Origin of the sequence: Enterococcus sp. 125944 (genome assembly GCF_051909435.1) — a bacterium.
In the GTDB taxonomy this organism is placed as follows: domain Bacteria; phylum Bacillota; class Bacilli; order Lactobacillales; family Enterococcaceae; genus Enterococcus_D; species Enterococcus_D gallinarum.
Genome location: NZ_JBQASY010000001.1, coordinates 1 through 26962 on the forward strand (window position 1 = coordinate 1; position 26962 = coordinate 26962).

Sequence of the window (26962 nt, forward strand, 5' to 3'; positions counted from 1 at the left end):
CATGCGGAAAATAGTGTTATACGGTATTAGCACCTGTTTCCAAGTGTTATCCCCTTCTGATGGGCAGGTTACCCACGTGTTACTCACCCGTTCGCCACTCTTTTTCTTTCGGTGGAGCAAGCTCCGGTGAAAGAAAAAGCGTTCGACTTGCATGTATTAGGCACGCCGCCAGCGTTCGTCCTGAGCCAGGATCAAACTCTCATAATGATTTGTTTGAACGATCCATAGGATCGTTAAGCTCAAATAAAATTAACTTTGCTAGCTATTGCTTGCATGTATTTTGCTTCATAAATGAAGCGCCCTACACATTGGTTCGTTTGCTTGCTTTGTTCAGTTTTCAAAGGTCTACTGCGCTGTGTTAGCAACTTTTAAATCATATCAGATCAACAAGTGGATGTCAACTCTTTTTTTAAAAGTTTTTTTCGAAAGTGTTTATTCAACAACTTCCTGTGCGTCATCAGCGACTCCATTAGAATAACAAATGAATTGTTATTTGTCAACAACTTTTTTCAATCTTTTTTGTTGCTGCATCAGCATCAAATTGATTTCTTAAATTTGCGACTTCGTTATAATATCATCTGTTTCTGTTTTGGTCAAGCCTTTTTTTCAAAAAGTTCTTTTGAAAGGTTTTGACTGTCGGCGTGTTTTGCCAACGTTCACTACTTTATCATTAAGCGTATGAAAGAGCAAGTGTTTTTCTGAAATACTTTCAATTATTTTTGAAAAAGAAAAACTGCCTAAAATAGGCAGTTTAATCAATGTCCCGAGTCCGAAAACGAATCTGATCGTTTTCATCACGTCTCAAGACTGTTTCTTCTTTTAAATAACTAAAGGATCTCTCCTTGAGCTCAGGATTTTCCAACATTTCTTCATATCCTGTGAATATGTCTTGGATATACTTTTTATAGGCTTTTTTCTTTTTGATACGTTTTTTCATTCGGCACCGTCCTTTACGTGCTCTATCTTAGCAATTGTGGCAGAAGTTGACAACCGAATTTTTACGATTCGCTAGAGTTTTTGGTCAAAATTTTATTTTGGGGCAATATAACTGACACTTTGCGAATAAGCAAGCTCATTGGGAATGATTCGATAAGAAATCGTTTTGCCATCAATAACGTTGCCCTCTGATATTAAAATGCCATCTTTGCCAACCGCTTCCACAAAGGCGACATGTCCATATTGTGTGCTAGAGCCAGCAGTGCCTGGGCTAAAACTGATCAGATAGCCTGCTTTTGGAGTAGCCGCCGTTTTATAGCCTAAACGTTTTGCGGTTGCTCCCCATTCTCCACCATTCCCCATGTATTCATCCACACTGCCGCCCAATTGCTTGACCCGATTGTAAGCATACCAAGTACATTGTCCGACTGGATAAGAACCTGAGGTATTATAATTTACACCGTTATAATCAGGAAACACCAACAGCTGCCGATACTCTTTGGGAATCGCTTCTTTTGATTGCAGGACAACGCCGCTGCCAGCTTTGGCTTCATCATATTTCGTTAATTCATAGACAGCAATCAATGAATTCAGTTTATTGTTGTAGCTCGTATCCGTTGCATAACGCCCCGTTAAATATTCAGTCGCTTGCAGGTAGTTTTTTGCTTCAGAACGCCAAACCTTTTTGTAAAAATCAGCATTCCCACTAATTCCTGTCCGCAGTAAATGAACGTAATCCTTTAACGACTCCTTGTATCCTGTATAGGCACGAAAAGCAGCTTGGATCGTATAAAATTCTCCGGTCCCATTATCCTCAGCTGTCATCATAGAAACGGAACGACTACCGGAAGTTCCTTTGATTCCAAACAAATTATAATACGGGGGAGAAGCAAGGCCACTCTGACCAGATCCGCTTTCCAAAATTGCCTGTGCAATCATAACCGACGCATACACACCATAAGTTAAGCCTAGTTCCCGAGCATCTTCTGCAATTGCCGCAACAAATGCTTCTGTTTGCGGATTCTTGCGAAAATCATAGCTAGCCGCATACTTAGCGATTAGTGATTGTCCATGAGGTGTTACTTTTTGCGAGTCAGAAAAATGAACCACTACATCTGGTTTGTTTACCTGATCTTCTTGGATCAATTGTTTTGTTTCCGCAGTACTATTCTGTTTATCAGTAATAGTATAAATGCGTACGCCATTGTTTTCTGTCGCCGCTTTTTCTTCCTTGACTATTTGTTCCGCTTGGGGTTGATCTGCCATGATCAGTTTATCCTGTCCAAGGTAAATTGCTGCTTTGACTAATTGCTGACCGTCTTTCCAAAACAAAAGATCTCCAGGTACGGCTTTTTCAAGTGATGTTTGCTTTCCTACCCGGCTGAGCTGATCATAAGTTTCGATCCCTTTTATATCAAAAACGCCACGATAAACAGCAATAGGCAACGAAAGATTATTAAATCCAGTACCCTGCGCATCTTTTTCATATGGTTTGCCTAGTTGATTCAACGCTTCTGAAATCAGCGCTGCGGATCGTTCATTTGCTAACTGATTCAACAACGGCAAGATATAACCATTCAAATTAGAATCAGTTGGGGTGGTAACCAATTTATCTGATAAGTCAACTGTCTGGGAAGAATCTGCTATAGGCTGATTGGATGGCGGCAATTGGCTGACTGAAGAACCTGTGTCGGACGTCTTTGGTTCCGAAGAACTTTGGGTGGAATTTGCTGTCGTATCATTTGGCTTTGATGAATGACTGGTTCCTGATGGCCTTTCGGTAGTAGAAGACATACTAGGCGTTGTAGAATCCTTAGTTGAATCCGTTGTCGACGCACTGCTACTTGAGGAAGATGTCTCACTTTCAGACGTACTTGTACTTTCACTTGTTTCCTCAGTCGTTTCACTAGAAGACGATGGTTCAGTAGAATGACTTTCATCAATGGATTCTTCTGTTTCCATACTTTGACTGCTTGATGCCGTTTCGAAAGAATCGGCTGTTCGGTCTTCAGATGGTTCTGAGGGTTCATTTGATTCGGCTGAGATTGATGAGCCTGAATCGACTATTGCTGATTCTGCGTTATTCTCTAAGACAGTCAATGCTTCAACCGCAGGCACCCCTTGTCCAAGGGTGATCAATAGAGCCGCTAGCATTGCCAACGCCTTACGCATACTTTTTCTTTTTTTCATTGGATTCTCCTCCATTGTTTACTCAAATCAACTTTACCATATGCACAATATTAAAATAAAGTGATAACTCTCTATTTTTATACATTTAATTAATTTCGTCTATTCGGAATAAAAATAAACAAAAAGATAGCAAGCCCTGCATAATAAAGCTACGCAAAACTTGCTATCTTTCTTTCCGTCATGATCAATCTTTCAAAAAACATCTTATTTATGAGCTAAACACGCTGCCCAAAATCGACCTGAACCCGCTAAGGGAATTAAGGAATTAGTATGGCTCAGCCATTCCGCTTATGGTCTGGCAATTACAGCAGATATTACTATATTCACCCAATCAATTAGATTAATTTCTGATAGGCCAGTCGTTCACCGTGTGGAATAGGGAAAACAACTTGCCCACGATATTGATAACCACAGGTTTCGATCACTTTCTGCATTCCAATATTTGCTTGATAGGTATCAATCCGTAAATCATGGATCCCTTTTGCTACCGCTTCTTCCTCTAGCGCTTTTAGTAAATGTGCACTCAATTGTTTGCCTCTAAAATGGTCACTGACTACGACACGATGGATTGATGCATAAGGCCCATCCCCTGACCAACTACCTTCGATTATCGCAGTATAAACGGGATCGACCCCTTTTACTAAAGCGGCAGAAGCAGCAATTTGATCGTCATATAACAAGAGATAACTTTCTTGTTTATTGATATCTTCTTTGATTTTTTCACGAGTGGGACCATAGCCATTTTGCCATTGAGGTGAGCCTTGTTTTTTTAAGGATTGTATGCCCATCTCAAAGAGAGCCATCATTTCCGGCAAATCAGAGAGCGTCGCTTTTCTAAACTGGATCATGCCATTCCTCCTTCAGCAGCAATTTGCTAATCGGCTACAATGAGCGAAGTTTACCGCGGAATTCATCGATCGATGTGTAGCCTTTGGCAGTCATAATTTCTGTCAATTCTTTTTTCAGACGGGCAAAAATCGCTGGTCCCTCTTTTTGTAATTCCGTTCCGATTTGTAACATCGTCGCTCCGCATAACAAATGCTCAAATGCATCTTGTCCAGAACGAATACCGCCAGTTCCGATTACATTGATTTCTGGTTTTAGTCGGGTCGCGAAAGCCCGAACATTGGCGAGTGCTGTTGGTTTGACATACTCGCCACCGATACCGCCAAAGCCTTCTTTAGGCTTGATCACTACTGCTTCTGTTTCTGGGTCTATATATAGACCATTACCAATACTATTGATAGAATTGATGTATGTTAAAGGGAATTTATTCAAAATTTCAGCCATTTGATCAAAGTGCGCCAGGTCAAAATAAGGCGGTAATTTCACGCCTAAAGGCTTCGTGAAGAAACTAAAAACTTGCTCTAAAATTTGTTCTGTCAATGGAAAATCATAAGCAACTTGTGGCTTTCCTGGGACATTCGGGCAAGAAAGATTCAACTCTGTGATACCACGAAAGTTGCTAGCTTCAATCTTTCTTAGAAGTTCAATATTTTCTTCAACACTCATGCCTGCAACAGAAAAGAAGAAAGGTGCTTCAGGAGTGATTGCTTCTTGTTTCTCTAAAGCAAAATTCAAATAATAGTCTAAGCCTTTATTTGGTAATCCCATTGAATTGATACTTCCTAAAGCGAGATCCACATATCTCGGTTCGGGATTTCCTTCTCGCGGTGCTAAAGTGGCACTTTTTGTAACAAAAGAACCGGCTTCTGATGCTGCAAGTTCCTCCAAATCCGTAGTGGTCATACAGTGAACGCCGGAAGCATTCATAAAGGGATTGTCGTAGGTGAATTCACCAAATTTAGTCGTTAACATTGTTCGTCTCCTTTCTTCATTGAAAATAGTTTACCTTTCTAGTTTGCAAAATGCAATTGCCGTTTTAGGTTTCGTCATTATTTTATTTGTAGCAATTCTCTATTCGCTGAGATCCTTGAAAAAAAGACAATCAGTCTTCATCAACTTACCGCTCAAAATTCTTTTACAATTTAGGTACGTACCCTCTTTTAGAGCCGCTCGATCAATTCTCTTTGCATTTTTCCTAGTGTGACTATTTTCTTTAGTATGCGAAAACGCCATTTTTTATTTTGGACTGTAAAACGCCAAACAACGTCTAACCCATTGAACCCTTGACTTAATTGCTCATTGACTAGATCTTTTCTGGCGTAAGCCATGTGATCAATGACTTTTGTTTGAAAAAAGTTCAAAAATAAAATGATTACCTGGCGATCATTCACAAGTAAAATCGTTTTGCTGCTTATACTTTCTATACTTTGTGATTCGGCAAAACCAATACTCATATCTCCTTCATTATAGGGAGCCGCTAGGCGAGAGAGTTTTTTCTTTGTTAATAGCATAGGCCGGATTCCTTTTCTTTAGTTATCGATCATTATTTTATCATTTTTTACAAAAATGGTCTCTGAAACGACAAGCAGTCGTCGCACGAAAATCGTTCATTTCGCTAAATTCAGTCTCACTTTTCTTTTACTATAAAGCTTCCTGTTTAACAGGGGTATGGGGTCGCGTTTCCTTATTGAAAATGCAACAGATACTAATAAAAAATTGTTTAACTAAAAAACTCCTTTACTAACTTATCTTAAAAGTTAATAAAAGAGTTCCAAAATTTCTACGGATTATTTAGAGAATGAAATGTACTTATACATCCATACTATTTCAAACGACTTACGAAACTAACAGCCGCTGCATTGGAATCAGCAAATCCCCTAGCGAATCCCCAAAGCAATCCGTGCATAACGGCTCATTTTATCGGTCGTCCAAGCGGGATACCAGACTAATTTTACTTCTGGATTTTTGACTTCTGGAATGTCGCTTAATGCTTCATGAATTTGTTCGGTCAAAACGTCGGCTAATGGGCAACCCATAGTGGTCAATGTCATTTTAATAACTGTATCGCCTGTTTCCCCGTCAAATTCGATTTCATATATTAAACCAAGATTGACAATGTCAATCCCTAATTCTGGGTCAATAACTGTTTCTAACGCTGCTAAGACACGTTCTTTGATTGCTTCGCTTTCTGCTTCAGTATAAGGCATAGTCGAAACCTCCTTTGATGATCTGTTCAAATCATAACTTGTTTTAATCCCTTTGTAAATGGCACTTTCGCTTTCGTTTTCCTTAGGGACGATTCTTTTTGTTAACTTTCAATTCTGGAAAGACTCCGGTTGTTTTGAATGTACGCTGTTCATCGTCTGTTGCAAAACGTCCTGTGATCGATTGAGTCGGAACAAAGTTGATAAATGCATTCTCATCCGCTTCTAAAACAGCTTGTTCCAAATCATAGATTTCATAACGAGTAACTACCATCATAATCATATTTCCAGGAACACCAGAATACCCTCCTACAGATGGCAACAATGTCATACCGCGAAACACATGTTTTGAAATATTCTTGCCGACAGATTCCGCTTTGGTGGTGATGATCAATGCCGTAACTTTTTGATGGCTTGTATGAAGCATATCCACCACATAACTCATAGCAAAAATGGAAATGATCGTGTACAAGGCGCTCTCCCATGAGAAAATAAACCCTGACAGCATAACAATGATGCCATTAAGCATAAACATATATTTGCCGACAGTCTTACCTGTCGTTTTTGATAAGATCAATGAGAGGATGTCCATTCCTCCCGTTGTGAAACCCATTTTTAACGAATAAGCGACTCCAACACCAAGTAATACGCCGCCAATCAACGAATTCACGAGGATATTGTTTGTGATTTCTCCTTGAGGCAAAATCATCGTTATTAAAGAGACCACTACAACGTTAATAAAACTCATCCAAGTGGAAGCTTTACCTAGTTTGATAAAGCCTAAAATAAAGATTGGCACATTCAAAAGCAAAATAAAGAGACCGGTACTAAGATGCAAGCCGAATTGTTCCCACCCGACTGCTACGATCAACTGGGCAACACCATTCATCCCTGCAGAAAGTACTTTTGCAGGAATCAAAAAGAAATTCAACGCGATCGCTGCGGTCAATCCTGACAACAAAATAACCCCGATTTTTTTCAGTCTTTCCGACTGCTGATGTTTCGTCCATAATTTACTCACAATGCCATTTCTCCTTCACAAAAAATCTCCTTCCAAAGAATAGCAGTTTGTGTCTAAAATTGAAACTATTATTTGCAAAAATTTAGTTTCTCTCCCCTCTTTTTTCTGACTCATGGTAAAATCAAAGAAAAATAGAAAGGATGATCTTTGTGGCAAAAGAAGCAAGTTTCGATGTTGTATCTGAAATCAATACAGAAGAAGTAAAAAATGCCATCCAACTAGCAGAAAAAGAATTAAAGAATCGATTTGACTTTAAAGGTTCGACAGTTGAAATTAAAATGGATGGCAATAAATTAACAATCGTGGGAGACGATGAATTCAAACTTGAACAAATCAAAGATGTGTTAAGCAGCAAACTCATCAAACGAAGTGTTCCGACAAAAAATATCCAATTCTCGCAGACTGAACATGCACTTGGCGCCAAAGCCCGTCAGACTGCAGAATTGATCAACGGCATTGATAAAGAACAGGCGAAAAAAATTACGGCCGCCATCAAAAATGCAAAATTGAAAGTTAAAACGCAGATTCAAGACAATCAGATTCGTGTCACTGGTAAAAGCCGTGATGATTTACAAGAAGTCATCCAGCTGCTGCGCAAGCTTGAATTACCGATCGATTTACAATTCACAAATTATCGTTGACTTCTCTCTGTACCGATCGCAAACCGCATGTACGGTCTACGATCGGTGCTGAGAGTCTTTTTGTTTTTGCCAGAAATGGTCCATTGCTTTGCTAAGCTGCTCTGGTCGAAAGCAGGTTTGGGCGTGTTGCCAATGCAATGGAAACAGTTGCTGGTAAGCCGTTGTATGAAAACGCTGATCCAGCAACAGGATCACGCCTTGATCCGTAGAATCACGAATGACACGTCCCGCTGCTTGCAGAACTTTGTTCATTCCAGGCAGCCGATAGGCATAGGCAAAACCAGCATGTTTTTTTTCTTCATAATAGTCCCGAATCAGTTCTTGTTCGTGATTGATTTGCGGCAATCCGACACCAACAATCGCCGTTCCGATCAGACGAGTTCCCTTCAAGTCGATGCCTTCCGAAAAAATTCCGCCCAATACGCAAAATCCTATCAACGAAGTTTTTTCTTCAACGTCCGCCGTGTCGTATTTGAATTCCGCTAAAAAATTTTCTCGTTCCGTTTCATTCATAGCTGTATCCTGTACGAGCATCTTAATAGTCGGATACGCGTGATGAAATGCTTCTGCTACTTCGTCCAAATACTGGTAAGAAGGAAAGAAAACCATATAATTGCCTGACTTTGCGTGAACCATTCGATAAAGGGCATCTACAATCGCTGGCAGACTGGCTGTCCGTTGCCGGTAAGTCGTCTGGATGTAATTTGCGATCAGGATTTTTTGATTTGCAGGATCAAATGGACTTGGCAGTCGATAGCGTAATGCTTTTTCTCCGCCTCCCAGCACTTCCTGGTAATAATCAAGAGGCGTGAAACTGGCTGAAAACAACAAGCTGGCTTTTCCTTTGTCTAACACTTGCTGTAGAAAAGGAGCCGGTTCAATGCAAAATTGACGAAGAGTCAGCTCATATCGAGTGACCTCTACTGTTGTTTCATAATGATCGTCATAGAATTCAGCAATTTTCAAAAAGTGATTCACTTCAAAATAACTTTGCAGCACCGCTTCCTGAGCCGTATGTTCAGGGTTAGCTGGTAGCCATTCTTTCATAAGCTCAGCTAGCTTTGCTAATTGCTTGTTCATCGTTTCATGGGGTTCTTTTTGATGATGGTACTCCCAATGATCCGTCTCAGCGATTTTTTCAATCGCAGAGAATTCTTTCTCCACTTTATTCAATGCTCGACGAAGTTTTTGTTGATCCATTGGCAGTTGTTTTCTAAGATCTTTAAACGTGCTGCGACGAATCTCTGCTGAATACATCTCTTTTGAACGATTGACGAGATTATGGGCTTCATCGATCAAGAAAAAGTAATCTTCTTCTGGTTCCTCAAAAAAGCGTCGGAGATAAACAGTCGGGTCAAACAGATAGTTATAATCACCAATAATGACATCACAAAACACACTGACATCCAGCGAAAGTTCGAAGGGACAGACGGTATGCTTTTTTCCATACGTTTCAATCACTTCTCGTGTGATTTGATTTTCATGATGAAGCAGATCCCATAGCGCTTCATTGATTCGGTTATAATAGCCATTCGCATATGGGCAATGTTCCGGCGTACAATTCCGTTCATCTAAAAAGCAAATCTTATCCTTGGCAGTGAGGGTCACACTTTTTGTTTCACTGCCGTTATCCGCCAACTTGCTTAAAGCATCTTCAGCTACTTGGCGAGTGATCGTTTTTGCCGTCAAATAAAACAAACGATCGCCATCCCCTTCTCCTAATACTTTTAGTGCAGGAAAAAGAGTCGATATGGTTTTTCCAGTACCTGTTGGCGCTTCAGCAAACAATCGCTTGCCGTTTTTTAACGTCTTATAAGCGGCAGCAGCCAATTCCCGTTGCCCTTTTCGATACGTTTCGAAAGGAAATTTTAACAGTTGTAGTGAAGTATTTCTAACACGGCGCCAATTTTCCTGAAAAACCAGCCATTTATGATATTCATTGATCAAGTGGGTATAAAATTCAGTAAGTTCTTCCACTGTAAAATGGCGACGGACGCGGGTGATCAGCTGCTCCGTCGTCTGGTAATAGGTTAGTTGGACTTCAATTTCCGTCAACTTTTCTTCTTGAAGGTAAATATAAGCATAAACCATCCCTTGAGCAAAAAATAAATCGATTTGATCCTCAGGAAGATCTTCAAAGTAGGGTTCTGACGTTTTGATCTCATCGATTACCCAACATTGTTTCTCTTCGTCATAGAATAAGCCGTCTGCACGTCCTTCGATAGTCAACTTGTCCTTTTCGATCTCGCTTTCTATTTTGAAGAAGACTTCCTTTTGATAGGCATCGCCGGCTTCTTTTTGCAATCGTCGATGGATACGAGCGCCTTCTTGAGCAGTATGGTTACTGACTTTGCGACTATCGATATCGCCACGGCGCAAAATAAATTCAACGATTTTTCGGACAGCAATTTTTCCTTTATACACGTGATCACCTTCTCGGAGCTATTATATCGGAAGCTTCACTGATTTTAAAGCGAACAAAAAAAGCCTGCAGGATTTGCAGTCTTTTTCACATTTTCTTAAAAAATGCCTACAATGGTTACAGCATATCAAAAACAACCTCTCTTCTTGCCTAATGATGTGTTTTAATTCTTGGCATCATCGCAATCGAAAGTTGTCTCAATCGACTTGTCACTTTCTTGTGGCATCTATTTCTCTTAAACTTCTTATACTGTTCTGATTTTCAGGCATTTCTCATTAGTATCCGTCACTGATCCACTTGAACTTCATAGCGCACATTGTTCTCATCGTAGGCACGATTGGTTGCTTCATCATACTGAAATTTTAATTCCAACCCATGGGCTCGTAAAAATAAATATTTTCCATCGATGGAAAACGAAGCCCCATGTAAGGTCGTCTCGTAGATTTCAAAGGGATCATCTTTTAAGCGAAGATTCGCGGAAGCAAAATTTTTTTCAAAGTCTGCTTGGATCGTTTCATTTCTTTTTTTGAGTGCCGAACCACTCAACGTTTCATCACTGCTACTTTCTGTCATAGGCAAGTATTGTTTGACGATGGTCAATTCTTCTCCTTGCAGATCATAGACACCTTGGCTTTGCGGAAATTGACTGCTTTCTTCTTGAATCAGCATCAAGTCGACATTCTCGGCATTTGTGGAGCTGAGCTTGGTCGCAGTAGCTGTCGTAGGTTCGCTCGTTTTGATTGCTTGATTTTCTTGCCCACAGCTTGCGAGTAACAAGCTGCAAAAGAATGAGCATAAAACTAGACATACTTTCTTATTCATGTTACCGCCTCCACTATTTCCATAATTAAGGTTTTTTAAATTAATTACAGTATAACAGTGTATTTTTTTTACGGAGGTTTCTTAGAAAATTTTTCGGGATAGTTTTTTAAAAACGACCCTATTTTTAATCAAACTGCCGTTTTTTGCAGATTTTTTTAATCTCATTTTCTCTTTGGTTTCTTCCACCAGCGCAAGAAGAGCCATTTTACGCTCTTTTGCTTTTTCCTAAATAAAGAGCAAAACTGTGAATCTTTAAAAAGCTTTTTTTGTTTCCTTGAATACTTTAGGCTATACTAAAAGAAGAAACAGAGGAGGTTAAAATATGAAAATCATTGGCTTAGTCACCGGCCCTGTTCAAGAGAATTGTTACTTGGTTTGGCAAGATGGGCATTTATTAATCATTGATCCGGGAGCAGAGGCTGAACGAATCATTGCTGAAATCGAAAAAACAGAAGCAAAGCCTAGTGCAATCTTATTGACCCATACTCATTATGACCATATCGGTGCAGTGGATCACTTAAGAGACTATTACAGTATCCCAGTTTATGTCAGTCCATTAGAACGAGATTGGTTAGGAGATCCTCTAAAAAATCTTTCTGGTCGCCATCCTGACTTAGGCGGTATTACTGCACGTCCTGCAGAGCATGAATTGGCGTTAAAAGATTATCAAATTGACGGCATCTCTTTTCGCGTTGTGGCAACTCCGGGACATTCCATTGGGAGTGTCAGCTTTATTTTTGATGATTTTGTCGTTTCAGGAGATGCCCTTTTTAAAGGCAGTATTGGACGTACGGATCTACCAACTGGTAATTTGGAACAATTATTAACGAGTATCCAATCTGAGTTGTTTATTCTGCCCAACCAATTAACTGTTTATCCAGGGCATGGTGAGCCAACGACGATTGAAAACGAAAAACGGACAAATCCATTTTTTAGATAAATGTAAAAGGAGGAAACGATATGGCAAGAACAGAATTATATGTCGTGCGACACGGTAAGACAATGTTCAATACATTACAGCGCGTTCAGGGATGGTGTGATACTCCATTGACCCGCACAGGTGAACAAGGAATCCATTATCTTGGGCTTGGTCTCCGGGAGATCGATTTTGTGGAAGCAGTATCCAGTGATAGTGGTCGTGCTATCGAAACCATGCGCTTGATCTTGGGCGAGCATTTACGTGGGCCTCAGATTCCTTATCATATTGATAAACGAATCAGAGAATGGTGTTTTGGGTCTTTAGAAGGGGCTTATGATGCAGAAATGTGGGGCGTCATTCCTCGTGTGTTGGATTTCCCTGATTATGACAATATGATTGCTAGCCATGTCAGCTTTGAGGCTGTTGCCAATGCGATTCATCGTGCGGACACAGCGAATTGGGCCGAATCCTTTGATGAATTGACTGAACGGGTCAAAACCGGCTTTGAAGACATCGCGTATCGGGTTGAGAAAAAAGGCGGCGGCAATGCGTTAGTTGTGTCCCATGGTCTAACCATCGCCTTCTTGCTGCATTTGATCAATAACGAAAACAACGTGCGTATGGACATCGATAATGGTTCGGTTACCCGACTGATTTATGAAAATGGTGAATTCACAATTGCGGAAGTGGGCAACACTGAATATATCAAGAAAGGACTTGCCCTTTCACAAGATCTCCTTGCTTGATTTTCTTGCAATAATGAATCAACAAAAGTAAGAGTAGTTTTTTGCTGAAAAGATCCTCGGCTTGACGATTTTTTCAGCAAGAAAAACTGCTCTTTTTTTAGGAAGTGTTTGGTATTTTTTCCTAGAACAGGTATACTATGTAATGTATTTCACCATACAAGAAAGGACTGAACAAATGTTTTTTGCGAATTTTATTAAAGCCATCCTTTTCGGGATCATTGAAGGCATTACCGAATGGCTTCCCATCAGTAGTACCGGTCACTTGATCCTTGCTGATGAATTTATTGGGTTGAAAGTAAGCCCGGAATTTATGGCGATGTTCAACGTCGTGATCCAGTTAGGAGCGATTCTGGCGGTTGTTTACCTCTATTTCCATAAATTAAACCCTTTTTCACCCACCAAAAATGCATTGGAAAAGAGAGACACTTGGACACTCTGGTCGAAAGTGATCATTGCTGTCTTACCATCTGTCATCATTGGTTTGCCACTGGACGATTGGTTAGACGCTCACTTCTATAATTTCCTCTCTGTTTCGATCGTTCTGATCATCTACGGGATCGGCTTCATCGTCGTTGAGAAAAGAAACAAAAACAAAGAACCAAAATGTACCGATTTGAACAAGTTCACTTATAAAGCTGCACTAATTGTCGGGATGTTTCAAGTATTAGCATTGATTCCCGGAACATCACGCTCTGGCGCTACGATTCTTGGAGGAATCATGATTGGTGCCTCCCGCTTTGTCGCAACAGAATTTTCATTCTTCTTAGGTATCCCTACCATGTTCGGTGCAAGTGCCTTAAAAATATTTAAATTTCTGAAAGATGGAAATGCTTTTGACTTGCAAGGAACAGTTATCTTATTAACTGGAACGATCGTTTCCTTTATCGTTTCCGTGTTAGCCATCCGCTTCTTGATGAATTATATCAAACGAAACGATTTCACTTTCTTTGGTTGGTATCGTATCGTACTTGGTGCGGTTTTGATCGTTTATTGGTTAGTATCTTTATAATAAAAACACTGCGATGTCCTTTTGGACATCGCAGTGTTTTTAGCTAAATTAGGTATTTTTGATGACCATGCCGTCAATAATATCGACAGCACCTTCTGTGTCGTTGATGATTGTTTCAAAGCGGTCATAAATGTCTTTCCATTTAATGATTTCTAAGACATCTTTTTCATCAGTGAAAAGGGCCTTTTTCAATTTAGAGTACAAAAGGTCCGCTTCAGACTCGATACGATTGACATCATTGATCATTTGTCGTAGCGTCTTTGAATTTTTGAACTTAGGAAACTCTTTTAATGCCGTCTGCACACCTTGTGTGGCCTGTTCGATCATGACAGCGAAATCAGCTGTTTCCGGACGTAATGACTTGATCACAAGATTTTCAAATAAATAAGTCAATCCCATGATGCCATCTAAAATATCGTCCAAGCGTTCAGAAATAATCAAAATATCTTCACGATCGATCGGTGTGATAAAAGAATCATATAATTCATTGGTCAATTCTGCGATCACTTGATCGCCTTCTTTTTCTAATGCGTGAATTTCTGCTGCTGCTTCAGTTAACGCTGCTTCTGAATAATCATTTATCAGAACTGAGAAACGTTTTGCCGCTAAATGACCATTGGTTGCCAGCTGCTCCATCGCTGCAAAATAATCAAAACTTTTTTTTCGTGCCATTCTTCTCTCTCCTTACAAAATCACAAGTAATACTTTTACCATTACATAGGCAATCAAGCCACAGCCTGGGAAAGTCAAGATCCAAGCATAAATCATTTCTTTCACGATGCGCCAGTCAACGCTGGAAAAGCGACGTGATGCGCCAACACCCATGATAGCAGTTGTTTTTGTATGTGTCGTCGAAACGGGAATCCCAAACACGGAAGATAAGAACAAGCAGATTGCCGCTGTTAAGTCAGCCGAAAAACCTTGATATTTATCCAGTTTGACCATGTCCATGCCGACAGATTTAATGATTTTCATCCCACCGACAGAGGTTCCGATTCCCATAGTAAGAGAACATAACGCCATTACCCACAAAGGGATCGTAAAGCCGTTGCCGCTTTTTTCTACAAGGTTATTGTAGTAAAGACCTAGCATAAAGACCCCCATAAACTTTTGACCGTCTTGTGCGCCATGCAAAAAAGCGTTTGCTCCAGCTGCGACCGCTTGCCCGATCGTAAAAACTTTATTTGCTTTACGACGAGAAGTTCCCCGGAAGAGCCAAACGATCAATTTGGTGATGATAAACCCACCAATGAACCCCATCAATGTTGAGACCACCAGCCCTATCAGTACTTTGACCCATTCTTGTCCGTTTACTGCATGTAATCCGCCCAGTGCCATTGCTGCTCCTGTAAGTCCAGCAATCAATGCATGGGATTCACTGGTTGGAATACCGAAGTACCAAGCCGCAACCGTCCAGACGACGATTGAAAAAAGTGCAGCAGCTAAAGCAATTTGTGCAACATGAAAGCCGCCAGCAGTATCAAAGCTGACAATGTTACTGATGGTTTCAGCAACTTGCGCATTGAAATACGTCATCACTAAGACCCCAAGGAAATTCATCACTACCGCCATTCCAATAGCGACATTTGGACGTAGGACCCTCGTAGAGACTGCGGTGGCAATTGCATTTGGAGCATCCGTCCACCCATTGACGAAAATAACGCCTAACGAGAGCACGATGGTTATAACTAAAGCCATATTCACATTTATACACCTCATTTAAAAATTCCGAAGTAATCATAGCATAGAAAGTGAACAAAGTGTAAACTTTTTGTAAGTATTCATTAAAAAATATGTAAAGGATTAAAATAATAATATAGAACAAGAAAAAATAGCTGACAAAAGCACCTTTTTTTGTGTTAAGTAAAATTTCTTTACAACTTTTATTGCAAATGAAACTTGCATTAGGTATAATGACTAGTGTTGATTTATACGTTTCAAACGTATAAGAACTTATTTTTGGAGGTGAAATACATGCCAAACATTGAATCTGCAATCAAACGTGTTCGCACAAGCGAAGCGGCTAATGCTAAGAATTCATCTCAAGTAAGCACAATGCGCACAGCAATCAAAAAATTTGATCTAGCTGTTGAAGCTGGTGCTGATAACGTAGATGCGTTATATAAAGATGCTGTTAAAGCAATCGATATGGCTGAGACTAAAGGATTGATCCACAAGAACAAAGCTAGTCGTGACAAATCTCGTTTAAGTAAAAAAATTGCGAAATAAGCAAATTAAAGCCGAAGCAATCAAATGATTGCTTCGGCTTTCTTTTACCCTTGTCTTTTACCATGCTTTAAAACGAACAATTGAAACAGAAATTCTTTATCGATTTGACCACTTTTCACCAAATAATCATTCTCAATCAATTCATGATAAAGGGCTGCTAATTGCTTTTCATTGAACTTTCTTGCCTGCTGCATCGCTAACTTGACCCGATAGGGATGGATTTTTAGTGTCTCAGCAATATTTGCCTGTTGATAGCCGACCTTCATCAGAATCGACGCTTGTAAAAGCAAGCGTACTTGTCCAATCAAAATTGCATTGATTTTAATGGTCTCTTCCCCTTGTAACAACAAGTCATCATACAACCGCCAGGCATCCGCTACTTTTCCTTGTAACACATCATTAGTCAATTCAAAAACATTGTGTTCTAAGGTTTTAGGAATCAATTGCTGAACGATTTCTTTTGTGATCTTCGCATCTTTTCCTGCATACAAGCGTAATTTTTGCAGCTCCTGCATCGCTTTTGATAAATGGAGATCAGTCAACCGCAGGAACAGTTCAAAAGCTTCTCTAGTCATTTCAATACCATCGTTTGTCAATGTCTGTTGCAAGTACCGACGAACATCCGCTTCTTTCATTGGTGCCACATCGATGATGATCCCTGCTTTTTTCAACTGCTTCGTGATTTTCTTTCGTTCATCCAGCTTATCATATTCGGCAAAAATCACCAAAACAGCCGTGTCCATTGGATTTTTTAAATACAGCAAAAAATCATCAAGGTCATGTTCTGGAACATTGGCTTTTTTTTCTGCTGTTAGAAAAAAAGGCCGCTCCACAAAGATCAATCGCTGATCACCGAAAAACGGCAACGATTGCGCTTCTTGAATCACCAAATCCAAAGGCTCTCTTTCCATATCAAAAGAAGCAAAATTCAAGTCATCTTTTGAAACTTCAAAACGCGTCAAAAATGCTTGACGTACTTGTTCTTGTAAAAATTTTTCTGTGCCTGTCACTAAATAGATAGGTTGCAGAGATTTCGTCCGAATCTCTTGCAACGCTTTTTGCAGTTCCATAGATTCCCCCGCTTTCTTTTCCATCCTATCATCATTCTAATCGATAGTCTAGCCATGTTTCTAGCTGTTGGACACGATGCCAATTTGACCAGCTGAAGCGGATCATCCCCTGCTGATCTGTTCTCAAGATGCTTCTTCCTTCCATCACTTCCAAAACTTCAGAATGTGGATGTCCATAGCGATTGTCTTTGCCACAAGAGATGATGCCGATTTTGGGTGAAAGGCTCTCGATAAAACGAGCAGAAGTGGAGGTACGACTGCCATGATGCCCTAGCTTTACCACTTCTGCCTGGAGATGAGGGTACAGTTGAATCAACTTTTCTTCCCCTTTTTGATCTAAATCACCGGTAAATAAAAAGCGCCATTTCTCAATTTCAGCCTTCAAAACTAAAGAATCTTCATTTTCACCTTGCCCAGACTCAGGAGCTAAAACAGTGATAGCAAGGTCGCGACCAATGGTTTCACCCACATTTGTCCAGTGAACAGTTCCTTGCGGAAGCTGCTTGATTAACGCGGCAATCTGAGGATGGTGTTCACTTCCAGGAACTAGGTATATTTTTTTGACAGGGATTGCTGTCATTAATGCCAGTGCATCACCTAGATGGTCCGTGTCTCCATGAGTCAAAAAAAGCCCATCGATTTGCCTGACTCCCTCGCCTTTTAAAAATGGAATCAATGAGGCGTGTGCATTTTCTTGATACGCGCGTTGCTGCCACGCCTCTTTAGGAAAAGATAAACTGCCGCCGGTATCAATCACATACACTTCCCGGTTAAAGGCTGTTTGTAAGACAATACTATCACCTTGCCCAACATCGACAAATGTAACGGCAGCAGGAACAAAAAGACGCTGTAAAAGTAGCGGTAAAAACAAACTGACTAAGAAACAAAAAAAGAACTGATGTCGCTGATACAAAAATAAACCAAGAAGACTACAGAAAATAGCAAGTTCTATGGGAATCCTTCCAGTCGTGAGGGCAAATCTTCCAAGAAAAAAGACGATTTCCTCTATTCCATGCAAAAGTGTTTCACTCCAACTATCCAGATAGGGTATTTTTGGTATCAAAAGACTTACGGCAAAAAGAGCAAAACAGCTAGGTAAGATAAAACGTTGAAACAACGGAAGCAAAAGAAGAGTAAAAATCCCAACCAACAAAGGAAATTCATAGAATAAGTGCATCAGCAGCGGCGCTGCCAATAACGGCAAAAACTGAGAACGGATCACTGAGGAAACCTGTACGTTTCTTTGCATGAGCAGTAAAAAAGTCATCAAAAAACATAGCTGCCCGGACGTTTGCAGAAAAACTTTTGGGTCGATCATAAGTGTTAGAAAAAGCACGATACCGTAACGATCACAGGCTGAAAGGTGACAGGAAAACAGTCGCAAAAGAACGGTCATCCCATAAGCGAGAACAGCTCGAATCACGCTGATAGAACCACCAAATAAAATGGCGGCTATCAGGATAATTGGCAAAAGAGGAAGCAGCATCTCCTCTCTGGTGAGCTTTCCTCGTCTCAGACCTCGTTCTAACCAGTAGAAAAAGAAAGACACATGCAGTCCGGACACAGTAAAAAAGTGCAGCAAGCCACTGCTACTGAATAATTGACGGATCTCTTGAAACTCATGATCTTTATACCCAAATAACAATGCGTTTATATAAGATGCCAGCTTCTCAGGGAAAAACTGCTTCACGTGAGTCACTGCAGCTGCTCGCCACCTGTGGATCGAAGAAATCCCGGCAGTTTGTTTGCTTGCGAGAATCTCAGTAATCGTCAATGTGCCTAAGAAGTTCCTGCTAGTCAAATAAAATGAGTAATCAAAGGCATGTTTGTTTCGGATTGGCTCTGCTATCTTGAAATTTCCATGTACTCTTAGTGATTTCTGCCAATTTTGTCGGCTGAGCCATTGGTCTTTTTCGGAAAGAGAAGAAACTTGATAACGCCCCATCACTTTACCTTCAGGCAGTTTCCCTTCAAATGTCACTAAATCACCATTGACTTTGATCGTATCAGGATAGATAAGAACCTCAGCAGTTAACGATCCTTCTTCCAACTGAGGATTTTGAAAACTGACCATACGTCCCCCTATCAATACACTGCCAAGACAACAAAGTGCCAATAAAGCAACTTGTTTTTTTATCAGTAGTCCCAGAAGAAGATAACTTGCGATAATAAATAAAAGAACAGATTTCAAATAGAAACCTGTTACCCAGCAACCAATGATCACTCCAACAAAAAGGAAATGGTCACGGCATGTTTGTATGTGTAGCCCCATTCAAGGCACCAAAAGATAATTTTTCAAAATATGCTGGATCAAGTTCAACTTGGTGGACGGTAGCACCAACTTGCTGAATCAAATCTAGAGCATATTGATTATTGCGGTAGTCATTCAGATAATGAATTTTCTTGACGCCTGCCTGCAAAATCGCCTTCGTACAAGGCAAACATGGAAAGTGTGTCACATAAATCTCGGCATTGTCGGTTGAAACACCTAGCTTGGCGCATTGCAGTAATGCGTTCATTTCTGCATGGATCGTGCGGATACAATGTCCGTCAACCACATAGCAGCCTTCATCAATACAATGAACGTCTCCACTAACTGAGCCATTGTAGCCGCCGGCAATAATCCGTCGGTCCTTGACTAGTGTCGCCCCCACCTCTAACCGAGAGCATGTACTTCTAAGAGAAAGTAAAACAGCTTGAGCCATAAAATACTGGTCCCAAGGGATTCGTTTATTTCCTTCTATCGATCGGTTTTGAGAATTAACCCATTGATTCTTTTTATTCAGATCGCTTGTCATCTGCGTACCTCCTTTTTCTATTTTTCCGATTGCGAAATAATAGTACACAATTTTTTATAATATACTATACCCCCACTGATTAATCTAGGGGCTAATGAATTTTAGTGTCTTTTTCTCCATTCACTTCTGCTTGTTTTTCCTACTGCTACCGTCAGTCAAACAGTTCTCAAAATGACTCCACTACCTGCTGGGTATTGTTTTTGATTAAGGGACTGGGAATAAAATTGCTTGTTATTTTCTTTGATGCTACTAATATTTGATGCTACTAACGGATGGAACGAAAGATCCTCACTTTACTCTTCCCAGGTATAATAGTTTTTTCGCCTTTTCTCTCTTTCTTCTTTCGATTCCTCCCTTTCATTGAAACACTTGCCTAACGCAAATTTTTCATAAAACCTTTGTAGCAACACCATCTGCCTATTTCTAGTTTTTCAGGGGTACATAAAATAATACGCCTTTCGAGTGCTCTTGCTTTTTTTTAACAGCAAAATACACGCTTCTTTTTTATTTCCAGCTTTTTTTCTTTTTCACTTTTGTTTTCAGAAAAAACTTGGAAATTTTCTTACCCAAAAAGTTTTATACTTCGTTTTGTAAGAAAAGAGGTGGACACACAATGAACAGAAGCATACATCAGCTTTCTCCTCCAAGATAACAGCGCCAAAAAGATATTAGACTTAGAAAGAAGCGATTTGATGAACGAGAAAAAATTATCTTTATTTGGTTTTTTCGCACTAACAGCCTCGATGGTCCTGACTGTGTACGAGTACCCAACTTTTGCCACGTCACAACTTCATTTGGTTTTCTTCTTATTATTAGGAGGTATCCTCTGGTTTTTGCCTGTTGCACTCTGCGCGGCAGAAATGTCGACGGTAAAAGGCTGGCAGAACGGTGGGATATTTAGTTGGGTCAGTGAAACATTAGGCGAACGGTTTGGCTTTGCAGCGATCTTCTTTCAGTGGTTTCAGATTACTGTCGGATTTGTTACGATGATTTACTTCATCTTAGGGGCACTTTCTTATGTGCTGAATTTTCCCGCCCTCAACAATGATCCATTGATGAAGTACATCGGTTTGCTGATTATTTTTTGGCTCTTAACGTTTTCTCAGTTAGGTGGAACCAAAAGAACAGCAAAAATTGCAAAAGCAGGATTTGTTATCGGGATCGTCATTCCCTCTATCCTCTTATTTGTGCTAGCAGCAGCTTATTTCATCGGTGGAAATCCTATTCAAATACCCCTGAGTGAAAAAGCATTTATCCCTGACTTTTCAAAAGTTTCTACTCTCGTGGTGTTTGTCTCTTTTATTTTGGCTTATATGGGTGTGGAGGCCTCTGCTTCCCACATTAATGAACTAAAAAATCCGCAAAAAAATTATCCACTAGCAATGATTTTGCTAGTCATTCTTGCCATTGCATTAGACGCTATTGGCGGATTCTCTGTTGCTGCGGTCATTCCGCAAAAAGAATTATCTCTCAGTGCCGGAGTGATTCAAACCTTTGAATCGTTGTTGCTTCACTTCAATCCGCATCTTGGTTGGCTAGTGAAGTTAATCGCACTAATGATTGCCTTTGGTGTCATGGGTGAGGTCAGCTCATGGGTCGTTGGCCCATCAAGAGGTATGTTTGCAGCGGCACAACGAGGATTACTGCCGACTTTTTTGCGAAAGCACAATAAACATGGCGTCCCTGTTCCGCTAATCATGATTCAAGGAATCATCGTTTCAATATGGGGTGCTGTTCTAACGTTTGGCGGCGGTGGAAACAACTTATCTTTCTTGGTAGCTATTTCGCTGACAGTAGTGATTTATTTGATTGGTTATTTGCTGTTTTTCTTGGGCTATTTTGTTCTGCTTTTTAAGAAAAAAGATCTTCCTCGTACCTATAATGTTCCAGGAAAAACAATCGGAAAAACAATAATCGCAGGATTAGGGCTCATCATGTCGCTGCTCGCATTATTCGTTTCGTTCTTCCCACCTTCTTCGATTCCTGCCAGTGAAGACAGAACTTACCAAGTCATCTTGTTGATTAGTTTCATCGTTACTTTATTGTTACCATTCATTCTCTATGAACTTCATGACAAACGTGGCAAAGAAGCTCAAATCGACGAACCGGTTCATATGAAAACAGGAGATGTGAACCCTGCCACTTATCCAAGCGCTCGAGGAGAACACCACATCGTTCAAAACGAGAAGTATACAATCAAACATTAACCGTATTTTTTATCTATTAGGAGGAATTATCATGTTATATGGAAAAGAAAACCGCGAAGAAGCAGACTATTTGGAACCAATTTTTGGAGCTGTTTGTGAAGGAGAAGATTTACCGAAATACAAACTAAATCCACAATCTGTTGAACCTAGAATGGCCTATCAGCTCGTACAAGATCAGCTACTTGATGAAGGAAATGCCCGTTTGAATTTAGCTACATTCTGTCAAACCTACATGGAACCGGAAGCAGTTAAGCTGATGACACAAACTCTAGAAAAAAATGCCATCGACAAATCCGAGTATCCACGAACAGCAGAAATTGAAAATCGCTGTGTGAATATCATTGCAGATTTGTGGCATGCAAGCAAAGAAGAAAAATTCATGGGCACTTCTACCATTGGTTCTTCAGAAGCCTGTATGTTAGGTGGGATGGCAATGAAATTTGCTTGGCGTAATCGGGCGGAAAAACTCGGTCTCGATCTAAATGCTCATAAACCTAATTTAGTGATTTCAAGCGGTTATCAAGTTTGTTGGGAAAAATTTTGTGTCTACTGGGATATCGAGATGAGAGAAGTCCCTATGGATGAAAACCATTTGTCGATCAATCTTGATAAAGTGATGGACTATGTTGATGAATATACGATCGGCATCGTTGGCATTCTAGGAATCACCTATACAGGACGCTATGACGACATTAAAGGATTGAATGAACTTGTTGAACAATACAACCAAACAACGGACTATAAAGTCTACATTCATGTGGATGCTGCTTCTGGTGGTCTCTATACCCCTTTTACTGAACCGGATCTCGTCTGGGACTTTCAATTACCAAATGTCATATCAATCAACACATCGGGTCATAAATACGGTCTCGTTTATCCGGGTGTGGGTTGGGTACTTTGGCGCGATCAATCTTACTTGCCTCAAGAACTTGTATTTAAAGTCAGCTATTTAGGCGGTGAGTTACCAACCATGGCCATCAACTTCTCCCATAGTGCTGCTCAGTTGATCGGACAATACTATAATTTTGTGCGCTATGGTTTTGATGGTTACAAAGCGATTCATGACAAGACCCATAAAGTTGCTCTTTATTTGGCAAAAGAAATCGAAAAAACCGATCTATTCGAAATGATCAATGATGGCGCTCAACTTCCGATCGTCTGCTACAAATTGAAAGACGATCCAAAACGGGAATGGACGTTGTATGACTTAGCAGACCGTTTACTCATGAAAGGTTGGCAAGTTCCAGCTTATCCATTACCAGCCAATTTAGACGACCAAATCATCCAACGATTGGTCATTCGTGCAGACTTTGGTATGAATATGGCCCACGATTATATTCAAGACATGAAAGAAGCTCTGCTGGCACTTGATCAGGCTCATCTGGTCTATCATAAAAAACAAGAAATCAAAACCTACGGCTTTACTCATTAAAAAGGCCAACACGTTCTAGCAAGAAACTTCCCCAAAATCATTAGAGCTCTCAACGTTACTTCTATTGCGGAACTGTCCCAAGTAGTGCCATTCGCTTGCACTACTTTAGTTCAAAGAGAGGGATTGCGCACGGCTGTGCGCAATCCCTCTCTTTGTATCAATAATTATCTTTTTCAGTCTTTTCAATTACTCTTTGTTGCAAAGATTTCCTCGACTCGTTGATATAGTGTCTGATTGATAGCTAAGATAACAGAGGAAACAGTGTTGAAAGTCACCGGATAAATTTTAGTATTTTTCGTTTGAAGTGTTTCTTGATAAAGAGAAGCATCACATAAAATCATTCGTTTGGTACAAAAAAAGACATCATCCACCACATCAGTTAATTGGTGATAGATCATATTGCTTATGGTAAAGTGCTCATCTAACATTTCTTCTAACTGTTGGCGATAATACAAGTATTTAAAATCAGAAGGTGCAACAATATACACTTCCAAATGTTCAGTTTTTTCAGCATCAGGAAGCAAACTTAGTAAAATCGTCAATTTACGAACCAGATTGTCATTCCATCGAATCATCTGCTGGTTTTGGTTTGCCCATAACCCAAGGCTCTCCATTATTTGATCAAACATTTCCCTCTCACTTGGGTAGAGAAAGAATAGACGATCCGTTTGAAAGATCTGCATGTCCCCCCAAGCGGAACGAAGAAACGGTAGTAACGCTTTTTCGAACAACAAATGATTTTTCTCGGAGATTCCTAATCGGTTTTGTAATAAATGCGTGAGTTCCAACATCTCCGGACAGCGATGAATGTGATTACGATAAACGACTTCAAAATCTCTTTGCAACAGCTCCAGATTATTGCACTGATACTTGCGTGAATTAAAAAGTGAATAGATGTAAAATTCTTCGTCCTCATTGCTACACAAAGAAACTACAAGTTCTTTAAGACCTTGCTGTAATAATTGAAATAGCGGTGTCTGTCGTGCCATCTCCTTGTCCCTTGATGCAAAACAAATAGGAGCTATTCGGCTTCTTGCTAATCCGATGTGGATCCCTAAATGAATGATTTGACGTTCGTCTTCAGGATAAGAACGCAGAAAAAAACGTTGTTCCACGAATTGGATCAGTTCTTCACAAGCCTGCTCAATAAAAGACTGATTTTTTTCAGGACGTTTTCCTAAATAGTTCATTACAGCCAATAGAAGATAGCGGAAGTCTTTCTCGGGGATCTCGACCTCCTCTTGCTCTTCATTTAAATAGCCCATTTCCTCAAAAAATCTCCATAAGTCTGTCCGAATGGTATAAACCTTGCTTAATGAAATAAACACCTCTTCCGATATTTTTTGCCAACTTCTCTCTCCAATCAAAAATTGATAGAGAACTTGTAAAAAATAGGATCCTTGATAAATGGTTTGAGTAAGCTCTGATAAGGAAGATCCGGCAGTAAAAACCACTTGATATGTATGCTTCTCGTGAGTGGCGGTAGCAATGCGTTCTTTTAGTAAAAGCAGAATTTTATCAATGTCATTGATAATGGTCGCAGGACAGACATCCAGCTGTTCGGCTAAACGGTCAATAAGCACGCTCTCCTTCTCATACAACTGCTCGCAAAGATAGACTTGACGAATCACGCATTTTTCTATATACCTTTCCAGCATAGGCTCGCTCCTTTCCCGAATTTATTACGTCCGTTATTATAAACTATCAGGAAATAGGAAGAAATGAAATTGATAGCATTCTGAGGAAAAGTTTAGGCAAAAAAATTGTTTTCAAAATTATTTTTAATTTTATCTTGGGAAAAATGAAGAATTTTTCATGTAATCGGTATAGCTTACCTTTAGCAAATCTTTTCCTGCTGAAATAAACAAATGGATTACACAGTGAGAAAAGGTCTACTTTGTATTCACACGATAAATTCCTTAGATCCCCTAGCATTCGATACAACATATAGTTGTATCGATTGACTCTTTTTGAGCAAAAGATTAATTTTTACAACCACCGGCCGCCTGCGACAGAGTGTGTTTTTGTTAGCATAATACGTCGCGATACTGACTTGTTTCACCCGATCGCTCTACTAAATAAAAATGACTTCTCTACTTACCTTATACCCCTTATACCCCTATACTCCCTATACCCCCTACAACAACGAAACAGAAAAGCCACTGAATCGCGAGCTTATTCTCTTATTCTTTCTCTTATTTTTCATCGCACCTTGATCAACCCCTCCAAAGCCTCATAAGTTTTAGGGCCAATACCAGAAACTTCTTTCACTTCTTCCACGGTTTTAAAAAAACCCTTTTCTTCACGGTAAGCGATGATTGCCTCTGCCTTTTTCGCGCCAATGCCTGGAAGCTCTTGTAACTGGCTGCTATCTGCTGTATTTAAATCGATCTGGTTCTGAGCAAGTGTTCCTTCTGCTCCGTTGTCAGCGTAAACTACCGGATCATCTAAATGAGGAACGATTACTAATTGTTGATCTGACAATTCTTGGGCAAAATTCATGACTTCTTCATTTCCTTCATCAGTGACCCCGCCCGCTAATTGGATCAGCTCATACAGTCGAGCTCCACTAGGTAAGGTGTAAATACCCGGATTTCGGATTTCTCCTTTGATATCTACAACGATCTGGTCCAATGACTCTTTCCTACTCTCTGATTCGAAAATTGGTGAAGATTCTTCTGCTTCGGGCCATTCTGGCTCATTCGGGGTAAAAAACAAACCAAATAGAAAAAGAATGACCAACAGCGCGCTCAAGGATAAATGCCAATATTTTTTCCCAAAATCCAACCACTTGTCCATAATGAATCACCTCAAAAAGAAGTACGCAAAAAAAGTCTTGATTGCTCAAGACTTGATAATTTCTTCGATTTCTTTCATGGAATGAACGACATGGTCTGCATCCAAATCAGTTAGCAATCCTTCAATATCATAGAACATCGTTTGCACCCCTGCCCCTCGTCCAGCCAGCACATCCATCGCACGATCACCGATCATTACAGTCGTTGTTTTGTCCAATTGATATTTTTCCACTAAATAATTCAAAGACGTTGGGTCCGGCTTGCGGGGAAAATTATTCTCCGGTCCCACGATCTCTACGATCAAATGGTCAAGATTTTCTTTCATTAAAAGTTCTTTCGTTGAAACAACGTCACGATGGGTCAAAATATAATTCTTTCCGCCATGGTCTACTACTGCTTGTAAAGCTTCTTTCGTTCCCGGAAATGAAACGGGTAGCCGCTCATCTAGTGCTTCATATGCTTTAAAACGAGCGCTAAAATCAATGAAATCCAATTGATATTTCTCAGCTACTTGTTTTGATGACGATGCTTTCAAGATGCGATAAATTTCTCTCGAATCGGGATCAAATCCAGCGTCTTTCAATGTTTTAAGAAACGCCTCTAACATGATTGGGTAACTGTCAAACAATGTGCCGTCAAAGTCCCAAATATACGAATGATACATGTACAACC

General features: G+C 40.1%; 24 protein-coding genes and 1 rRNA gene. 7 read left to right on the forward strand and 18 right to left on the reverse strand.

Annotated elements, in window-relative coordinates:
- The 8 genes from ACTFWY_RS00005 to ACTFWY_RS00040 all read right to left on the reverse strand — a co-directional run.
- A 16S ribosomal RNA gene (locus ACTFWY_RS00005) occupies nucleotides 1-207 on the reverse strand; the annotation flags it as partial.
- Between the two features lie 544 nt (nucleotides 208-751).
- Complete coding sequence (locus ACTFWY_RS00010; protein ID WP_003127300.1) at nucleotides 752-937, reverse strand: hypothetical protein; 186 nt, start codon at nucleotides 935-937, stop codon at nucleotides 752-754.
- A 92-nt stretch (nucleotides 938-1029) separates the two neighbouring features.
- Nucleotides 1030-3126 carry a glucosaminidase domain-containing protein gene (locus ACTFWY_RS00015; protein WP_253938030.1) on the reverse strand — a complete coding sequence of 699 codons (2097 nt, stop codon included), beginning with the start codon at nucleotides 3124-3126 and terminating at the stop codon, nucleotides 1030-1032.
- Nucleotides 3127-3461: 335 nt separating this feature from the next.
- A complete protein-coding gene (locus ACTFWY_RS00020) occupies nucleotides 3462-3974 on the reverse strand; it encodes a GNAT family N-acetyltransferase (protein ID WP_156233364.1) in 513 nt (170 codons plus the stop codon).
- Between the two features lie 34 nt (nucleotides 3975-4008).
- Nucleotides 4009-4944 carry a dihydroorotate oxidase gene (locus ACTFWY_RS00025; protein ID WP_311811094.1) on the reverse strand — a complete coding sequence of 312 codons (936 nt, stop codon included), beginning with the start codon at nucleotides 4942-4944 and terminating at the stop codon, nucleotides 4009-4011.
- Nucleotides 4945-5132: 188 nt separating this feature from the next.
- Nucleotides 5133-5483, reverse strand: coding sequence for a hypothetical protein (locus tag ACTFWY_RS00030; RefSeq protein WP_060815115.1), 351 nt, complete (start codon nucleotides 5481-5483; stop codon nucleotides 5133-5135).
- Between the two features lie 366 nt (nucleotides 5484-5849).
- Complete coding sequence (locus tag ACTFWY_RS00035) at nucleotides 5850-6179, reverse strand: metal-sulfur cluster assembly factor (RefSeq protein ID WP_005472593.1); 330 nt, start codon at nucleotides 6177-6179, stop codon at nucleotides 5850-5852.
- An 82-nt stretch (nucleotides 6180-6261) separates the two neighbouring features.
- Nucleotides 6262-7197 carry a YitT family protein gene (locus ACTFWY_RS00040; protein ID WP_003127293.1) on the reverse strand — a complete coding sequence of 312 codons (936 nt, stop codon included), beginning with the start codon at nucleotides 7195-7197 and terminating at the stop codon, nucleotides 6262-6264.
- A gap of 149 nt (nucleotides 7198-7346) precedes the next feature.
- On the opposite strand from ACTFWY_RS00040, the gene ACTFWY_RS00045 reads away from it, so the two are divergent.
- Nucleotides 7347-7838, forward strand: a complete 492-nt coding sequence (locus ACTFWY_RS00045) for a YajQ family cyclic di-GMP-binding protein (RefSeq protein WP_311811093.1) — start codon at nucleotides 7347-7349, stop codon at nucleotides 7836-7838.
- A gap of 36 nt (nucleotides 7839-7874) precedes the next feature.
- Here ACTFWY_RS00045 and ACTFWY_RS00050 read toward each other — a convergent pair whose 3' ends face one another.
- Both ACTFWY_RS00050 and ACTFWY_RS00055 read right to left on the reverse strand, forming a co-directional pair.
- On the reverse strand, nucleotides 7875-10262 hold the full coding sequence (locus ACTFWY_RS00050) for an ATP-dependent DNA helicase (RefSeq protein WP_103300089.1): 2388 nt from the start codon (nucleotides 10260-10262) through the stop codon (nucleotides 7875-7877).
- A gap of 283 nt (nucleotides 10263-10545) precedes the next feature.
- Entirely contained in the window at nucleotides 10546-11082 is a 537-nt protein-coding gene (locus tag ACTFWY_RS00055; RefSeq protein WP_003127290.1) for a hypothetical protein, read from the reverse strand.
- 322 nt (nucleotides 11083-11404) lie between these two features.
- Between ACTFWY_RS00055 and ACTFWY_RS00060 the strand changes: the two genes are divergently transcribed.
- The 3 genes from ACTFWY_RS00060 to ACTFWY_RS00070 all read left to right on the forward strand — a co-directional run bounded on the left by ACTFWY_RS00060 (nucleotide 11405) and on the right by ACTFWY_RS00070 (nucleotide 13756).
- Entirely contained in the window at nucleotides 11405-12022 is a 618-nt protein-coding gene (locus ACTFWY_RS00060; protein ID WP_311811092.1) for an MBL fold metallo-hydrolase, read from the forward strand.
- Nucleotides 12023-12042: 20 nt separating this feature from the next.
- Nucleotides 12043-12747 (forward strand): histidine phosphatase family protein, encoded by a 705-nt coding sequence (locus tag ACTFWY_RS00065; RefSeq protein WP_005472589.1) that lies wholly within the window; start codon nucleotides 12043-12045, stop codon nucleotides 12745-12747.
- 175 nt (nucleotides 12748-12922) lie between these two features.
- Nucleotides 12923-13756, forward strand: coding sequence for an undecaprenyl-diphosphate phosphatase (locus ACTFWY_RS00070; RefSeq protein ID WP_005472587.1), 834 nt, complete (start codon nucleotides 12923-12925; stop codon nucleotides 13754-13756).
- Nucleotides 13757-13804: 48 nt separating this feature from the next.
- Here the strand turns inward: ACTFWY_RS00070 and ACTFWY_RS00075 are convergent, their stop codons facing one another.
- Both ACTFWY_RS00075 and ACTFWY_RS00080 read right to left on the reverse strand, forming a co-directional pair.
- Entirely contained in the window at nucleotides 13805-14428 is a 624-nt protein-coding gene (locus tag ACTFWY_RS00075) for a DUF47 domain-containing protein (protein WP_003127286.1), read from the reverse strand.
- A gap of 12 nt (nucleotides 14429-14440) precedes the next feature.
- Nucleotides 14441-15475, reverse strand: a complete 1035-nt coding sequence (locus tag ACTFWY_RS00080; RefSeq protein WP_003127284.1) for an inorganic phosphate transporter — start codon at nucleotides 15473-15475, stop codon at nucleotides 14441-14443.
- Between the two features lie 255 nt (nucleotides 15476-15730).
- Here ACTFWY_RS00080 and rpsT point away from each other — a divergent pair, with 255 nt between their 5' ends.
- Complete coding sequence (rpsT, locus tag ACTFWY_RS00085; protein WP_003127283.1) at nucleotides 15731-15985, forward strand: 30S ribosomal protein S20; 255 nt, start codon at nucleotides 15731-15733, stop codon at nucleotides 15983-15985.
- A gap of 44 nt (nucleotides 15986-16029) precedes the next feature.
- On the opposite strand, the gene holA is transcribed toward rpsT, so the two are convergent.
- From holA to ACTFWY_RS00100, 3 genes are read right to left on the reverse strand one after another with little or no spacing between them, the layout of a single operon-like run.
- Nucleotides 16030-17055, reverse strand: coding sequence for a DNA polymerase III subunit delta (holA, locus tag ACTFWY_RS00090; protein ID WP_003127282.1), 1026 nt, complete (start codon nucleotides 17053-17055; stop codon nucleotides 16030-16032).
- Nucleotides 17056-17086: 31 nt separating this feature from the next.
- The gene (locus ACTFWY_RS00095; protein ID WP_311811091.1) at nucleotides 17087-19327 is read right to left on the reverse strand and encodes a DNA internalization-related competence protein ComEC/Rec2; all 2241 of its coding nucleotides are present in this window, start codon (nucleotides 19325-19327) and stop codon (nucleotides 17087-17089) included.
- On the reverse strand, nucleotides 19299-19853 hold the full coding sequence (locus tag ACTFWY_RS00100) for a ComE operon protein 2 (RefSeq protein WP_005472581.1): 555 nt from the start codon (nucleotides 19851-19853) through the stop codon (nucleotides 19299-19301). The genes ACTFWY_RS00095 and ACTFWY_RS00100 overlap by 29 nt, the downstream gene beginning before the upstream one ends.
- Before the next feature lie 692 nt (nucleotides 19854-20545).
- On the opposite strand from ACTFWY_RS00100, the gene gadC reads away from it, so the two are divergent.
- Together gadC and ACTFWY_RS00110 are read left to right on the forward strand one after the other, a co-directional pair.
- Nucleotides 20546-22060 carry a glutamate:gamma-aminobutyrate antiporter gene (gadC, locus tag ACTFWY_RS00105; RefSeq protein WP_005472579.1) on the forward strand — a complete coding sequence of 505 codons (1515 nt, stop codon included), beginning with the start codon at nucleotides 20546-20548 and terminating at the stop codon, nucleotides 22058-22060.
- 31 nt (nucleotides 22061-22091) lie between these two features.
- The gene (locus ACTFWY_RS00110) at nucleotides 22092-23492 is read left to right on the forward strand and encodes a glutamate decarboxylase (RefSeq protein WP_021150904.1); all 1401 of its coding nucleotides are present in this window, start codon (nucleotides 22092-22094) and stop codon (nucleotides 23490-23492) included.
- Nucleotides 23493-23674: 182 nt separating this feature from the next.
- Here ACTFWY_RS00110 and ACTFWY_RS00115 read toward each other — a convergent pair whose 3' ends face one another.
- The 3 genes from ACTFWY_RS00115 to ACTFWY_RS00125 form a co-directional block, all read right to left on the reverse strand.
- On the reverse strand, nucleotides 23675-25150 hold the full coding sequence (locus ACTFWY_RS00115; RefSeq protein WP_003127277.1) for a hypothetical protein: 1476 nt from the start codon (nucleotides 25148-25150) through the stop codon (nucleotides 23675-23677).
- A 544-nt stretch (nucleotides 25151-25694) separates the two neighbouring features.
- A complete protein-coding gene (locus tag ACTFWY_RS00120; RefSeq protein ID WP_003127275.1) occupies nucleotides 25695-26291 on the reverse strand; it encodes a helix-hairpin-helix domain-containing protein in 597 nt (198 codons plus the stop codon).
- Between the two features lie 45 nt (nucleotides 26292-26336).
- Nucleotides 26337-26954 (reverse strand): HAD-IA family hydrolase, encoded by a 618-nt coding sequence (locus ACTFWY_RS00125; protein WP_003127274.1) that lies wholly within the window; start codon nucleotides 26952-26954, stop codon nucleotides 26337-26339.
- Nucleotides 26955-26962: the final 8 nt, after the last annotated feature.